The organism is Oleomonas cavernae (assembly GCF_003590945.1).
Classification (GTDB): Bacteria; Pseudomonadota; Alphaproteobacteria; order Zavarziniales; family Zavarziniaceae; genus Zavarzinia; species Zavarzinia cavernae.
Map to the genome: position 1 here is coordinate 418,239 of NZ_QYUK01000016.1, position 13,832 is coordinate 432,070.

A 13,832-nucleotide genomic window follows, 5' to 3' on the forward strand; every position below is an offset into this window, starting at 1 on the left:
TTACAAAGGGGCTGTCAGATAACGCTGTCAGATAACGGGGAACAGGGTGGTTTCGCCCGGCGGGGTCTGCCACAGGTCGCCGGTATCGAGATCGAACCACCAGCCGTGCAGTTGCAGGGTGCCGGCCTCGACCCGCGCCTTCAGCCAGGGATAGGTCAGCAGGTTGGCGAGCGAGCCGGCGATCGCCGCCCGTTCGACCAGGAACGGATTTTCCTTGAGCTGGGCCAGGGCGATCTCCCGGCGCCCGCCCTCGCCGTTGTCGACGTGGAGCTTGCAGGCATCCAGGGCGATTTCGACCCAGTCGCTGATGAAGTCGCGCGGCAGGCGCTGGCCGCCGGCGCTGCCGATCAGGGCCTTGATGCCGCCGCAGTGGGCGTGGCCCATGATCACGATGTGATCGACCTTGAGGTCGCGCACGGCATATTCGATCGCGGCACCCGTGCCGTGCAGGGAAGGGCCGGGCTGATAGGGCGGCACCAGGTTGGCGACGTTGCGCACGGTGAACAATTCGCCGGGGTCCGCGCCCGACAGGATGGCCGGATCGACCCGGCTGTCCGAGCAGGAGATCATCAAGGTCGCCGGGGCCTGGCCGTCCTCGACCAGGGACCGCATCAGGTGGTGATTGTCGCCGTAATGCCGGGCCTTGAAGGCGCGGATGCCCTCGGTCAGATGGCTGATGTCGCGGCAGGTGCAGCCGGCGGGTCGATCGACGCTCAAGATATGTCCCCCATGGCTCAATGGTTGAAATGCAGGCGCAGGAACGCGCTTTTCGTCGCCGGATCCGTGCCCGCTTTCAGGCGATCCGCCAGCCGCTGGATCAGCACGCCCGAGACATTCGCCATGGCGCTATCGATGGCCGTGTCGTCGTCGCTCTCCAGCAGGGCGGCAAGGTCGGGGGCCGTCGCCGGCACCAGGGGCAGCGGGGCGCCGGCATGGCGCAGTTCGATGTCGAGGCTCAACTCGTCGAAACTGCCCGTGATCGCCGTGACCATCCGCCCGCCGCCCGCGGCGCGGATCGCCTCGACCGCCTCGACCGCGGCCTGGGCGGCGCGGCTGACGGCGTCGCGCCGGGCCGCCCAGGCACCGCCCATCCGCTCGATGAACTCGGTGACCTGGATCTCGGGCGCCGGCGCCGTGGTGATCGCCTGGGTCTGCGTCTTGCGGATGCCTAAGCGGAAGATCTGGTTGAGCACGATCGCCAGCAGGCCGGTGACGATGAAGCCGCTGCCCACAAGCGGGTGCAGCGAGGCCGGCGCATGGCTCGCGACCCCCGGCATCATCAGGATGCCGACGCCGCAGACCAGCGAAATGCCGATGATGAAGACGCCGCGGGTATCGAGCTGGCGCGAGGCGACGAGGTCCATCCCTGAGGCGATCAGGAAGGCCGCGGCATAGAATTCGATGGCGCCGATCACCGGGGTCGGGATCAGGGTCAGGGCCATGGTCACCTGGGGCAGGAAGGCGATCACGGCCAGGATGGCGGCGGTGGCCAGCCCGGCATAGCGGGTGGTGGCACGGCTGGCGTGGCACAGGCCGATATTGGCCGACGAGGTCGCGGTGGTCATGCCGCCCAGGGCGCTGCCGATCAGGTCGCCCAGGCCGTTCGCCTGCATGCCCCGGCCGGCCTGCCGCAGGTCGGGCCGGCGCCAGTCGGCATCGTCCATCTTGTCCATCAGGATGAAGCTGCCGATCGAATCGATCTGGCCCAGCAGGGCGATGAAGGCGACGCCGATGACCGCGCCGATGGGCACGTCGAAGACCGGGGTGGCGAGCATCGGCAGGGCGAAAGCCGGCACCGCCAGCAGGCTGTCGCCGCCTGTGAGGCGGCCCATCAACAGCGCCGTGGCCACGCCGGCGGCGATGCCGATCAGCAGCGCGAACAGTTTCACGCGCCGGCCGCCCCAGATCGACAGGGCCACGACGATCGCGAAGGTGGCGCCCGAGACCGCTAGGCTGTCGCCGTCCATTGCCTGGTCCGGCCCCAGGCCCAGGGCATGGGAGAAGGCCACGCGCACCAGCGAAAGGCCGCCGATCAGGACCACGAGGCCGGTGACGATGGGCGGGAACAGCCCGCGCAGGCGCGGCGCGAAGGGGGAGACGGCCAATGCCACGATGGCCGAGACCACGCTGATCAGCACCATGCCGCCGGCCCCGGTGACCGCCAGGATGGGGATCGCCAGGGGCAACACGAAGGGCGACGGTATTTGGACGATCAGCGCGCCCGCGCCCAGCTTTCCGCCCCAGGCCTGGAGTGCGGTGCCCAGGGCCATGGTGATGATGGTGGCGGCCAGCATGGCCCTGGTCTCGTCATGGCCGAGGCCGGCTCCCTTGGCGACCGCCAGGACATAGGCCGAGAGGCCGAGCGCCATGGCCGCATGCTGCAGCCCCAGGGTCAGCAGGGTGAAGGAGGATGGCCGTTGGTCCGCCGCCAGCGACAGTTCCTGGGGCCGGCGGCGGGGCCGCGATGGGGGCAGGCCGAAGCGACTCATCGGCCAGCCCGTGGCCGGCGGTCATCACTACGTGGGGCGGCATACCGATAAGCCGTTGCCTGCATGAGTACTTCCTGTCCAGCCCGTCGCCTTCGGCTGATGTCTCATCATGCAGCCGCTCCAAATCTATTGCCATTATGGTATTAATTTTTACCTTTTCGGCGACACTCTGCACCACAATCGCGTGTTTTTTTGAGGATCCAAGACGATGAGCATCACCTTCGAAGCGGGCGAAGCCACGCTTGTCGCCAATCTGCAGGGGCGGCTGGACAGCACGAATTCGGCGGCGGTGGAGGCGGAGCTGCTGGGCCGGATGAATGGCGGCGGGACCGGCCTGGTGCTGGATTTCTCGCGGCTCGACTATATTTCCAGCGCCGGCCTCAGGGTCGTGCTGGTGGTCGCCAAGCGCCTGAAGCAGGCCGGGAGCACCTTCATCCTCGCGGGCCTGCAACCCCATATCAAGGATGTGTTCGAGATTGCCGGCTTCCTCAGCATTCTCGACGTTGCCGGCAGCCGCGCCGAGGCGCTGGCCCGCCTCTGATCAGGAAACCGCCGCGACCGCCGGCCGGGGGCCGAGATAACGGATCACCAGGCAGGTGATATCGTCGGACTGTTCGGCCTGGCCGACGAACCGGTCGACCGCCCGGGTCACACTTTCGATGACGACATCCACCGCCTGGGCATGGGCGGTGCCCAGTGCCGTGCGCAGGCGGGCCTCGGTGAATTCCTGGCCGCCGGCATCCATCGCCTCGGAGATGCCGTCGGTATAGAGGAACAGCGTGTCGCCCGCCTCCAGCCGGGTCGTCCGTTCGGTATAGGCCATGCCCGGCATGACCCCCAGGGCCATGCCGCCGGTCCGCGGCAGGTCGGTCACGCTGCCGTCGCCCCGCCGGATCATCATCGGCGGGTTGTGGCCGCCGTTGGCATAGGCGAGGTCGCCGGTTTGGGTGTCGAGGATGCCGTAGAAGGTGGTGACGAACAGGTCCATCGGGTTCTGGTCGCACAGCAGCGTGTTGGCCCGGGCCAGGCAGGCCCCGGGCGCACGGTGTTCCCTGGCGCTCGATTGCAGCACGGTGCGCGAAATCGCCATGAAGAAGGCCGCCGGCACGCCCTTGCCCGAAACGTCGGCGATGACGATGCCCAGGTGACGCTGGTCGAGGGCGAAGAAATCATAGAAGTCGCCGCCCAGCTCCCGCGCCGGCACCATCGTCGCCTTGCCGGTGTAGGAGGGATGGACGGGTAGCGCCTGCGGCAGGATCGCCGCCTGAAGGCTGCGCGCGGCATCCAGCTCGGTCTCGACCCGGCGTTTCGATTCCTCCAGCAGCGCGTTCTTCTGCTCGAGTTCCAGCGTGCGCGCGCGGACCTGGGCCTCCAGGTTCTGCTCGCGGGTCTGCACTTCGATCGCCATGTGCTGGAACACCCGGGCCAGGGTGCCCAATTCGTCCGGGGCGGCGGCCAGCCGGTCGATGCTCTGCGGCTGGAACACCCGGCGATCGATCTCACCGGCCGCCCGGGTCATGGCGACGACGGGCCGGGCGATCCGGCTGGCAAAGACCGCGGCGACGCTGACCCCGACCGCGAAGACCAGCGCCGCCGCCGCGGCACCGTAGAGCAGGTAGTCGAGCAGCATCAGGTCGAGGCGGCGGTTGGACATCTCCAGCACCGTCGCGCCGATGGTAATCCCGGCGGTATCCCTGATCGGGGCCGACACCCACAGGCGGCCGTCCCGCAGGGTCGAGGCGGCCTGGCTGTTGGAGACCGCCGCCGCGGCCATGTCGGCGACCGTACCCGGCGGCACCGCTTCCCCGACCCGGGCCAGCAGGCGGAAGGTATCGTCGAGCACCTGGATCGCCAGGATGTCGTCGCGATCGAGCAGCGCCTCGAGCAGGACCGGCAGGCTGTTCGCCGCCCGGACCGCATCGAGGACCGCGACCGGCTGGCCGGCGATCAGGGCGCGGTTGCCGGGCACGCGAACCCCGACATAGCGGGTGCCGTCGACCGGGGCGCCGAAATCGACACTGAATTTCCGGCCCGAGGTCAGGGCGTCCAGCGCCTCCCGGGACAGGGTCGCGGGCAGGGATTCGCCGCGGATGACCGCGCCGTAATTGCCCACCGAATTGGCCAGCACGTTGCCCTCGGCATCGATCAGCCAGATCGAATCGAGATTGCTGCGTGCCGCGATTTCGGCGAGCTGGTCGCTGAGGTCGGCCGGGCTGGGTTCGCTCAGGTGGGCGACGGCAAGGGCCAGGGTCGCCAGGTCGTCGAGCAGGACGTCCTGCATCTCCTCGAGCGAGACCTCGGTCAGGCGCGCACTCTCGGCGACGATGCGGGCAACGCCGTGGGCCTGGTTTTCCGCCTGGGCGATCAGGGCCTGGCGTCCGAGCCAGCCGAACACCAGGCTGATCATCAGCACGGCCAGGGCGATGCAGCCGGCCACCATCAGGACAAGGCGGCGGGTCAAGGTCACGGCGCATATCCATCGGTGGCGGCGCCGGGGCGCAGCATGACCAGCCGAACCAGGTTCCGCTCGCCGACCCGGTGGTAATAGGCCCGGTCGACCAGCTTGCCCACCAGATGGACGCCGAGCCCGCCCACCGCCCGGGTTTCCACCGGCTGGTCCAGAGCCGGCGGCGGCGCCTCGCGGAACGGATCGAAGGCGGGGCCGGCATCGCTGAGCTCGACACTGATGCAGCGCGGATCGACCAGGATGGCCACGCCCAGGGTGGAGCTGGGCACCGCGCCGTGCATCACCACATTGGTCACCAGTTCCTCGACCGACATGGTCAGCTTGAAGACGGCGCCGGCGTCGAGAATGTCGTCGGCCGCACTCTCGATCGCGGCCTGGATCGGGGCGATGGCATCGAGCGATACGGGCAGGTCGAAGCGGCGCTCGAGAATGGTGTCTGCGGCCATCGGCATATCCCCGTCCGGCAGGATGATCAGGTTGAACTCGGCAAAGCCGCCGCGATCGGCCAGGGCTGCCCTGGCCCCGGCCCGTGAGCCGGCGCGCCGGCTGAGCCTGGCCTTGGCATGGCTCATGAGCCGGGCCAGCGGCCAGCAGAAGGCCAGGAACCACGCCATGGTATAGAGATAGACCCAGACGATCGCGCCGGGATCGCCCACGGCGGCGATCACCGTATTGGCCCGCTGGACGATTTCCGGCACCCCGATCACCGAGGCGGTGGACGAGGCCATCATGATGATCAGGAAATAGGTGGTCCAGGCCGGGATGAAGTAGAGCGCCTCGACCGTCTCGCCGCGGCGGTGGTGGCGGAAGGCGGACAGGGCATTGTCGGAGACGAAGCCGGCGACCGCGACCGACAAGGCGAGCGACGCCTTCAGCCAGCCGTCCAGCGGCACCACGGTATCGCCCAGCTCGACCTGCGGCGGCAGCGCATAGGCGAGGTAGTAGATCAGCACGAAGGTGGGCGGCAGGCGCGCGGCGGCGGTCAGGCCGGCGCCCAGGCGCGAGCCCGACAGGCGCAGCCGCGCCAGGCCCAGCCCCAGCGGCGTGCCGATCGCCATGGTCACGGCCGAGATCAGGATGTTCCACAGGAAGCCCTGCCCCAGGTACGGGGTCCAGGTCCAGAGCATGGCGGCGGTCTCGCTGAACTTCATCGCCGCTGGAGCCGCCGCTCGACCAGGGTGAAGCCATGCACCACCGCCAGCACGATCGCGATATAGGCGAGCAGGAGGATGTTCATCATCACCGGGCCGTTGCCATAGTCGGCGACGATCGAGGTGCTGACATGCACCAGTTCGGGCACCGCGATGGCACTGGCCATGGCGGTGGCCTTGACCACGTTGACGCAGCTTCCCATCACGGCGGGAAACGCCAGGCGCGCAACCCGCCGCAGGCGTCCGGCCCCGGGCCCGACGGTGTCGGCCGCCTCGGCCAGGGCGACCGCATTGGCGGCCCCGGCGTAGAAGGAGAGGACGCCTGCGGCGGCGAGGAAGGCATTCAGCGACAGGCCCTGCGCCGCCAGCAGACCGCCGATTCCGAAGAACACCAGATAGAGCTGGAGCAGCGGCGGTGTCATGCGCATGAGCGCCAGGGCCAGGTGCACCAGCGGGGTGACCACGGCCAGGCGCCGGCGGATCAGGCCCGCCCCGGCGATGCCGACCAGCACGCTGCCGATCACCACGGCCAGCGCCAGCCCGATGGTCACCAGCAGCCCCCAGGCGAACTGCCCGCGATTATAGGCGTCATAGAAGGCGGTCAGGTCGATGCCGAAATCATCGCGCAGGGCCAGCGCAAGGCCGACCAGGCCGCTCAGTTCCTGGGCCTGGATCAGGTTCAGTTCGCGGCAGTCGGTGGGCCATTTGCCGTCGGCCTGGCGGCGGCAATGCCATTGCCCGTCGTCGTCCCGCGCCGACCAGCGGGCGGACGCCTCACCCAGGTAGGCCGACGGCGGCAGTCGCCATTTCGCCTCCAGCGCCAGCAGCCGGCCGTCGCGCAGCCAGCCGGCAACGGCCTCATCGAACAGGCCGGCCAGCCGGTCGTCGGCGGCGACGGCGACCGCCCAGGGCGCGACGAAATCGGCCGGCAGCAGGCGGTAGCCGGGCCAGGCCCCGCTGGCCATCTGATGCTGCAGGGCGGCCTCGTCATACAGCCAGCCGGCACAGCGGCCATCGCGCAACGCCAGTTCGGCGTCGCGGGTGTTGCCGAAGGCGCGGATATCGACCAGCAGCCGGGTCGCCGCCAGGCGGTTCCACAAGGCACCCTGGACGGCACAGAGCGTTTGCCCCCGCGTCTCCATCCAGCCGTGGATCGGGCTGCCGGCCGGGACCAGCACGCTGGCCCCGCCGCCGTAGTAGCCGGGCTCGATCATGCGGACCAGGCGGCGGCGGTCGACCGTGTCGCCCAGGGTGGCGACCAGCACGTCGACATCGCCGGCGGTCAGCTTCTGCAAGCGGTTGGAACTGGTCACCGGCACCAGGTGCAGCGCCACCCCCAGGGTCTCCGCCAGGCCGGCGGCCACGTCCACGTCGAAGCCGACGGTGGTGCCCGCGGCATCGCGGTACCCGAAGGGTTCGTAGTCGACCTTGACGCCGGCGATCAACTCGCCGCGCTGCCGGATCTCGTCCAGCCGGTCGGCCCTGGCCGGGCCGCTGGCCATGACACCCAGGACGACGAGAAGCACAAGGGCCGCGATCCGTTGCGTGAGAACCTCGGGCGAAGACAACGGAAAGGGAACCTCCAACCTGGGGCCGGCAGCCGGAACGCCCGTTCCGGGGATCGGGCAGAACCGATCGGTACGCCTATTTTATGAACAAATCCGATCCAAAGTGGTAGCAATTTGCGAATGGCCGCAGCGGAAGGGATCGTCGTGAACAGCAAAGGGTGGTCGAGGGTCTTGGCCGGGGCGCTGGCGCTTGTCCTTGCGCTGTCGGCGACGGCGTCGGCGGCGACGCTCGACCGGATCGCGCAGAGCGGGGTGCTGCGGGCCGGCACGCGGGCCGATGCCGTGCCTTTTGCCTTCCTGAACGACCAGGGCCAACTGGCCGGGTTCTCCGTCGATCTGCTGGAGGAGATCCGCGCCGCGGTCGAGGCCCGGCTGGGCCGCCCGGTGAAGCTGGAGCTTTCGGTCGTGACCCCGGCGAACCGCCTGCCCCTGGTCGCCGACGGCAAGCTGGACCTGGTGTGCGAGATCGCCACGCCGACCTGGGCGCGGGAGGCGACCATCGACTTTTCCGTGCCCTTCTTCCGGGACGGCACGCGCATCCTGGCCTTTCGCGACACGCTGCGGACCACGCCCAGCCTGAAGGACATGGTGGTGGGGGTGGCGGAGGGGACGACGACCGCGACCATCCTGGAGGATGCCCTGCCCGGCATCGTGACCCGGGACTATCCCACCATGGACGATGCCTTCGCGGCCCTGATCAAGGGCGAGGTGCAAGGCGTTGCCAATATCGGCGTGATCCTGCTCGGCCTGTCGCGCAAGCTCGAGCCCAACCGCAGCGTGGTCCTGCTGCCCCGCGCGGCCCCGCTGGGCAACGAGGCCATGGCCTGCATCCTGCCGCAGGACGACAGCGCCTGGCGCGACCTGGTCAATCACGCGATCATGGACCTGACCCAGGGCCTGGCCGAGTACCGCGGCCGTTACATGGACATCCACCACAAGTGGTTCGGCCGCGACGGTGTGATGGTCTATCCGCTGGACCGCTCGACCCGCGACTACCTGCTCCAGTCCAACATCTGGGCCCAGTGACGCCGATGGGATTGGCCCGGCAGCCCGTTTGCCGCTACCGTCACCTTCCGGTGGTTTAATCGAGAGGTCCCGCGATGTCGCTCGCGCTCTATGGCCATCCTTTCTCCTCCTACACGCAGAAGGCGCTCATCGCGCTCTACGAGAACGGCACGCCCTTCGAGTTCCGCTGCATCGGGCCGGAGACGCCGCAGCACGCGGCCGAATGGCTGCGGCGCTGGCCGATCGCCAAGTTCCCGCTGCTGGTGGACGGCGCGCGCAGCATCGCCGAGACCAGCATCATCATCGAGTACCTGGGGCTTGCCCATCCCGGACCGGTGCGCCTGCTCCCCGAGGATCCGATGGCCGCGCTGGAGGTGCGCTTCCTCGACCGCTTCTTCGACCTTCATGTGATGGAGGCAATGCAGGTCGCGGTGGACAGCGCGCTGAAGCGGATTCCGGCTACCCGTGAGGAGGGCCTGGCCCTGGCCGGGCAAAGGCTGGAGCGGGCCTATGCCTGGGCCGAAGGCCAGCTTGCCGGCAGGACCTGGGCCGCCGGCGCGGACTTCACGCTGGCGGACTGCGCGGCCGCGCCCTCGCTGTTCTATGCCGACTGGACGCACCCGATTGCCGAGGCCTACCCGGTGCTGCGCGCCTACCGTGCGCGGCTGCTCGCCCGCCCGTCCTTCGCCCGGGCGGTGGAGGAGGCGCGGCCGTTTCGCCCGCTGTTTCCGCTCGGCGCGCCGGACCGGGATTGACGCCCGGCCTCCTGGGGCTCGGTCAAGCCTCCACGGTTTCCCGGTAGGCGGCGGCTGCAATTCGACCGCTGATCTTCACCGTGATCGCAGCATCCACTTGCCCATCCCAGGCCGAGGCTATCCCTCAACCCTTGTCGGATGAGCCCTGCCGGTTTTTTTGCGTATGGCCGACGGCGTTTCATCGAACCAACGTCGGCACGATCGTGAGAAAGCCGACTGCTCGGGAAATCCGAGCAGTCCTGAAATCTGGCCGAGCGGAACGTTCGTCTCTCGCAGGTATTGCAGCGCCAACTCCTGGCGCAGCGTTTCCTTGATGGCCTCGAACCCGGTGCCTTCCGCTTCCAGCCGGCGATGCAAGGTCCGGGGATGGATGGCGAGCATGGCGGCGATGCCCTCCATGCTCGCCTGTGGCGTGCCGAGCACCCGGCGCAGCGCGAGGCGCACCCGTGGGCTGACGCCGTCGCCCGGCACGCGGAAATGCCGGGCGAGGTAGTCCTCCGTGATCCGTCGCAGCGCAGGATTTGCCCCTCGCAATTCGGCCCCGAAGGCGGTGACGGGACCGTGCAGGGATGCGCGCTCCTGGCTGGCGATGACCGGGGCGCCGAAGAACCGACGATAACGGCTCAACGGCGCGATCGGCGTGTGCGGGAGTGTGACGAGCTTCAGATCGTAGGGCGCGCCCAGCAAGGCCTTGGCGAGGAAATGGGCAGTGCCTAGGCACATGTCGATGTTCTGCCGCTGCGGGGGATGCCCGGGAAGCAGAATGTCGAAGACCATTTCGACCGCCCCTTCGACCAGCGGGCTGTGCGGGTTCATCGTCAGTTTCAGTCCCTGGCTATGAACAAACATATATTGCGAAGCGATCTGGAAGGCTTCCGCGGCCGTTGCCGCATTCTGAATGACGACGCCGAGCGCGCCGAGGAAACCGAAATCCAGGGTCTCGGCAATGCGCAGGCCGAGGTCTCCACACCCGGTTTCCGCACTGCTGGCTTCGAGCAGGAGGTTCACCGCGCGCAGGTCCACCAAGGCATCGTCGTCCTCAAACGCCTTGGGCGCGATGTGATATCGCCGCAGGAACGGCGCGGGATCGGCACCAAGGCCGCGCATGACGGCCGCGTATGCCCTTACGCTGCTGGCGCGCACGAAGAGAGTCATGTCATCCAGTGTCAAAAGATTGTCTGCCGGCGTCAATACCGCAGGGGCGCAATCCAGCTATTGCTTCCTTCAGATGTGCTCCCGGGAGGAGACGCTGTTGAAAAAAATTCTCATTGTTGGTGCCGGCGCGGTCGGCGCGGTCTACGGCTGGCATCTGCATCGCGCGGGACACGAGGTGCATTTCTTCGTCAAGCCGGCGTACCGCGACACCGTGTCGGCGGGGCTTGTGTTGCACCGCCTCGAGCACCGTGCCACGCGGCGCGAGGATTGGAGCGCACCGCGCGTGGCCGATCTGGCCACGGTCGCGGCCGAGCGCTGGGACCAGGTGTGGCTGACGCTGTCCTCGGATGCGCTGCGCGGCGAACTCGCCGCACAACTGCTCGCCGCTGTCGGTGCGGCAACGGTCGTCTGTCTCCAGCCCGACCTGGAGGATGCCGACTATGTGCGCGCCCGCGTCGAGACGCCGGAACAGGTGGTCCACGGCCTTATCACCCTCATCAGCTACCAGTCGCCGTTGCCGGGCAGGGATGACCCGCCGGGTATCGCCTACTTCCTGCCGCCGTTCACACCGGCACCGTTTTCCGGATCGCCAGCGCGGTTGAGCGGGGTGGTCGACGCCTTGAACGCCGGTGGCATGGCGGCGCGTGCCGTGGCGGACGTGGCGCCCGCGGCGGCGGCTGCAACCGCGCTCTTGCAGCCCTTGATCGCCTCCCTCGAGCTCAATAACTGGCAGCTATCCACGGTGCCAGGCAGCGCACCGCTGCGCATCGGCCTGGATGCGGCACGCGAAGCGCTGGCCGTGGCGCGGCAAGTTACCGGCGCCCGGACGGCCAAGTTCCGTCCTCTGTTAGTGCCCTGGCTGTGGCGGTTGTTCCTGCCTCTCGCCGCGCGCCTGCTACCGCTGCCGCTGGAACCCTACCTGCACTACCACTTCTCCAAGGTCGGCGTGCAGACGCGACTGATGTTGGAGACCTATATCCGCCTCGGCCGGCAGCATGGCCTCGAAACCCAGGCATTGCAGAAGCTGCTGCAGGCCCTGCCATCCCAGAGCAACAGAACCTGACATGTTGAAATCTTTCCTAGGGCGGGCCGTGCGCGTCGGGGTCAAGCCGATCCTGCGCCCAAACTTCTCGGTTGCCTTCCAGCGTCGCTGGGTCAACGGGCTGACCGCCATGCTGCCGCCGCCGCGGGGAACAAAAGTCCACCGGCAGCCTATGGGGGCCCTGCCGGCAGAATGCCTGACTTTCGGCGAACCCGCGGCGGACCTCGCGATTCTTTATCTGCACGGGGGCGGTTACAACATCGGCTCGGCGCGCAGCTACCGCGTCGTCACGGGGCGCATCGCGCGGGCGGCCGGCGTTTGCGTCTATACGCCGGACTACCGGTTGGCACCCGAGCACCCCCATCCCGCAGCGTTGGAAGACGCCCTTTCCGCTTACCGCTGGCTGCGGCAACAGGGGGTGCGCCATATCGCGCTGGCGGGCGACTCGGCTGGCGGCGGGCTCGTTCTCGCCACCGCCCTTGCCCTGCGCGATGCCGGCGATCAGAGGCCGGCCGCTCTCGCCTTGATGTCCCCCTGGACGGACCTCGCCACCCGGGGGGAAACCATGAAAACCCATGTGAAGCGAGATCCGTCACAGTCGCCGGACGGGCTTGCAAGATGGGCACGGGGCTATGCCAACGGCCTGCCGCTCGATCATCCGCTGTGCTCTCCGCTCTATGCCGATCTGCGGGGATTGCCGCCGATACTGGTTCATGTCGGCAGCGAGGAAATCCTTCTGAGCGACTCCCTGCGGCTGCGCGAACGCGCCTTCGCGGCGGGTGTGGAGATCCAGGTACGCGAATTCGAAGGCCTGTGGCACGACTTCCAACTACACACCGGCTTGCTCAGGGAAGCAGACGAGTCCCTGACAGAACTGGGGCAGTTTCTGCGCGAGCGTCTGGACGGTTGTCAGGTGAGGAATCCCGCATGATGACCTGGCTGACATTTGTCGCCGCCGCCGCTTTCCTGGGCGTGCTCACGGAGATACAGGCCGGCGCGCTGCGCCTGTGGATCTACACGCCGCGGCGCATGGTGGTGATCAACGTCCTCGTCACCGTCGGACTGCTGTTCGGCACGACGGCCTGGCTGACCAGCGGGATCTCCCTGCCGATCCAGTTCCTGTGCGGCGCGCTTCTCGGCATTGCCTACGAGGCGCTGAATTTTGCCGGGCTCAACGGCTGGTACTTTCCTAATAACAAACTCTGGTTCCTGAAGGGCAGGGCGGCCTTGACCGTCGGCGTTGGGGTAGCCTGGGGCCTGTATCCGGTGCTGACCAATCTGCTGGTCGGCGTTCTGAAACCGTCATGATCCAGGACCGAAAACAACCCGGGCCGATCAGCGTCGACCCGCCCAAGCTCAACGACCTGGCCCGCTTGCTGTGGGACGCTTTCGTTGCGCCCTTCCGAGATCCCACGGGGATCCTGCTGGGCAGCGCCATCGTCGCCCTCATGCTTTGGGGCTATCACGGCAAGCTCGAACTGCTGGGCGCCGTGTGGGACGGATGGACCGGGCCGGGCAGCGACCCGGCGGCGCGCGCCAGGATCATCCCGGGGATTGCGTGGGATCAGGAGTGGCTCAGCTTCTGGGCGGGTGCCCTGCTTGTCGTCGGCATCCCCGCGATCGTGATCCGCTACGTGTTCAAACGCCGGCTGCGCGACTTCGGCCTCGGCCTGCCGCCGCCCGGCCTGCGGCGGCTCGCGCTGTTGTGCGCGATCGGGTTACTCACCGTCTCCTTCGGCACGTTCTATCTGTACGGTCACGACCCGGCCATGGCCGCGACCTATCCGTTTTTCCGCGATTTCGACGGCATCGGCCAGTTCGTGGTCTACGAAATCGGATACCTGCCGTTCTTCCTGGCCATCGAGTTCATCTTCCGCGGCTACCTGCTCTTCGGCATGTATCTGCTGCCGGCACCCAAGGCCGGCGCGGGCAGGGCGGGGCTGCCTGCCAACCTCGACTGGCGGATCCTGGTCCCAATGCTCGCCTACTCGGCATGGCACCTTGGCAAGCCGCTGCCGGAGCTGTGGGGAACACTGGTGTGGGGGCCAGCCACCAGCGCGGTCGCGCTCACGACGCGCTCGATCTGGCCCATCGTCATCGTCCACTGGTTGCTCAACGTGTGGATGGACCTCGTGATCTGGCAGCAATGGTGAAGAGCCGTGAACATTTCCACTGACAGTCCCCAGAACCGCGGATCCGT

Annotated in this window: 13 protein-coding genes; 7 read left to right on the forward strand and 6 right to left on the reverse strand. The window is 68.1% G+C overall.

The window, feature by feature from the left end; all coding sequences use genetic code 11:
• Positions 1 to 27 precede the first annotated feature (27 nt).
• On the reverse strand, positions 28 to 717 hold the full coding sequence (locus D3874_RS27230; RefSeq protein WP_233560406.1) for a carbonic anhydrase: 690 nt from the start codon (positions 715 to 717) through the stop codon (positions 28 to 30).
• A 17-nt stretch (positions 718 to 734) separates the two neighbouring features.
• Positions 735 to 2,489, reverse strand: a complete 1,755-nt coding sequence (locus D3874_RS27235) for a uracil-xanthine permease family protein (protein ID WP_119782834.1) — start codon at positions 2,487 to 2,489, stop codon at positions 735 to 737.
• A gap of 208 nt (positions 2,490 to 2,697) precedes the next feature.
• On the opposite strand from D3874_RS27235, the gene D3874_RS27240 reads away from it, so the two are divergent.
• Positions 2,698 to 3,030, forward strand: coding sequence for an STAS domain-containing protein (locus D3874_RS27240; protein ID WP_119782835.1), 333 nt, complete (start codon positions 2,698 to 2,700; stop codon positions 3,028 to 3,030).
• Here D3874_RS27240 and D3874_RS27245 read toward each other — a convergent pair whose 3' ends face one another.
• From D3874_RS27245 to D3874_RS27255, 3 genes are read right to left on the reverse strand one after another with little or no spacing between them, the layout of a single operon-like run.
• Complete coding sequence (locus tag D3874_RS27245; protein ID WP_119782836.1) at positions 3,031 to 4,956, reverse strand: PP2C family protein-serine/threonine phosphatase; 1,926 nt, start codon at positions 4,954 to 4,956, stop codon at positions 3,031 to 3,033. It abuts the gene before it with no gap.
• Positions 4,953 to 6,107 (reverse strand): ATP-binding protein, encoded by a 1,155-nt coding sequence (locus D3874_RS27250; protein ID WP_119782837.1) that lies wholly within the window; start codon positions 6,105 to 6,107, stop codon positions 4,953 to 4,955. The genes D3874_RS27245 and D3874_RS27250 overlap by 4 nt, the downstream gene beginning before the upstream one ends.
• Positions 6,104 to 7,633: a transporter substrate-binding domain-containing protein gene (locus D3874_RS27255; RefSeq protein WP_147385885.1), complete on the reverse strand. Its 1,530-nt coding sequence runs from the start codon at positions 7,631 to 7,633 to the stop codon at positions 6,104 to 6,106. Before D3874_RS27255 ends, D3874_RS27250 begins: the two co-directional genes overlap by 4 nt.
• Before the next feature lie 186 nt (positions 7,634 to 7,819).
• Between D3874_RS27255 and D3874_RS27260 the strand changes: the two genes are divergently transcribed.
• Positions 7,820 to 8,701, forward strand: coding sequence for an amino acid ABC transporter substrate-binding protein (locus D3874_RS27260; protein ID WP_158596247.1), 882 nt, complete (start codon positions 7,820 to 7,822; stop codon positions 8,699 to 8,701).
• A gap of 74 nt (positions 8,702 to 8,775) precedes the next feature.
• On the forward strand, positions 8,776 to 9,435 hold the full coding sequence (locus tag D3874_RS27265) for a glutathione S-transferase family protein (RefSeq protein WP_119782840.1): 660 nt from the start codon (positions 8,776 to 8,778) through the stop codon (positions 9,433 to 9,435).
• A gap of 117 nt (positions 9,436 to 9,552) precedes the next feature.
• Here D3874_RS27265 and D3874_RS27270 read toward each other — a convergent pair whose 3' ends face one another.
• Complete coding sequence (locus tag D3874_RS27270; protein ID WP_119782841.1) at positions 9,553 to 10,590, reverse strand: AraC family transcriptional regulator; 1,038 nt, start codon at positions 10,588 to 10,590, stop codon at positions 9,553 to 9,555.
• On the opposite strand from D3874_RS27270, the gene D3874_RS27275 reads away from it, so the two are divergent.
• From D3874_RS27275 to D3874_RS27290, 4 genes are read left to right on the forward strand one after another with little or no spacing between them, the layout of a single operon-like run.
• Positions 10,589 to 11,653 (forward strand): ketopantoate reductase family protein, encoded by a 1,065-nt coding sequence (locus D3874_RS27275; protein ID WP_158596248.1) that lies wholly within the window; start codon positions 10,589 to 10,591, stop codon positions 11,651 to 11,653. The two genes, D3874_RS27270 and D3874_RS27275, sit on opposite strands and share 2 nt — an antisense overlap.
• Before the next feature lies 1 nt (position 11,654).
• Positions 11,655 to 12,563, forward strand: coding sequence for an alpha/beta hydrolase (locus D3874_RS27280; RefSeq protein ID WP_158596249.1), 909 nt, complete (start codon positions 11,655 to 11,657; stop codon positions 12,561 to 12,563).
• Positions 12,560 to 12,940, forward strand: coding sequence for a hypothetical protein (locus D3874_RS27285; RefSeq protein WP_119782844.1), 381 nt, complete (start codon positions 12,560 to 12,562; stop codon positions 12,938 to 12,940). Before D3874_RS27280 ends, D3874_RS27285 begins: the two co-directional genes overlap by 4 nt.
• Positions 12,937 to 13,785 carry a CPBP family intramembrane glutamic endopeptidase gene (locus D3874_RS27290; protein WP_119782845.1) on the forward strand — a complete coding sequence of 283 codons (849 nt, stop codon included), beginning with the start codon at positions 12,937 to 12,939 and terminating at the stop codon, positions 13,783 to 13,785. The genes D3874_RS27285 and D3874_RS27290 overlap by 4 nt, the downstream gene beginning before the upstream one ends.
• Positions 13,786 to 13,832 lie beyond the last annotated feature (47 nt).

Excerpts from the sequence above, each read along its gene's own strand:
- D3874_RS27235 (WP_119782834.1), bottom strand. The coding sequence starts at position 2,489 with ATGAGTCGCTTCGGCCTGCCCCCATCGCGGCCCCGCCGCCGGCCCCAG.
- D3874_RS27280 (WP_158596249.1), top strand. The coding sequence starts at position 11,655 with ATGTTGAAATCTTTCCTAGGGCGGGCCGTGCGCGTCGGGGTCAAGCCG.
- D3874_RS27250 (WP_119782837.1), bottom strand. The coding sequence starts at position 6,107 with ATGAAGTTCAGCGAGACCGCCGCCATGCTCTGGACCTGGACCCCGTAC.
- D3874_RS27275 (WP_158596248.1), top strand. The coding sequence starts at position 10,589 with ATGTCATCCAGTGTCAAAAGATTGTCTGCCGGCGTCAATACCGCAGGG.
- D3874_RS27265 (WP_119782840.1), top strand. The coding sequence starts at position 8,776 with ATGTCGCTCGCGCTCTATGGCCATCCTTTCTCCTCCTACACGCAGAAG.
- D3874_RS27240 (WP_119782835.1), top strand. The coding sequence starts at position 2,698 with ATGAGCATCACCTTCGAAGCGGGCGAAGCCACGCTTGTCGCCAATCTG.
- D3874_RS27290 (WP_119782845.1), top strand. The coding sequence starts at position 12,937 with ATGATCCAGGACCGAAAACAACCCGGGCCGATCAGCGTCGACCCGCCC.
- D3874_RS27285 (WP_119782844.1), top strand. The coding sequence starts at position 12,560 with ATGATGACCTGGCTGACATTTGTCGCCGCCGCCGCTTTCCTGGGCGTG.
- D3874_RS27270 (WP_119782841.1), bottom strand. The coding sequence starts at position 10,590 with ATGACTCTCTTCGTGCGCGCCAGCAGCGTAAGGGCATACGCGGCCGTC.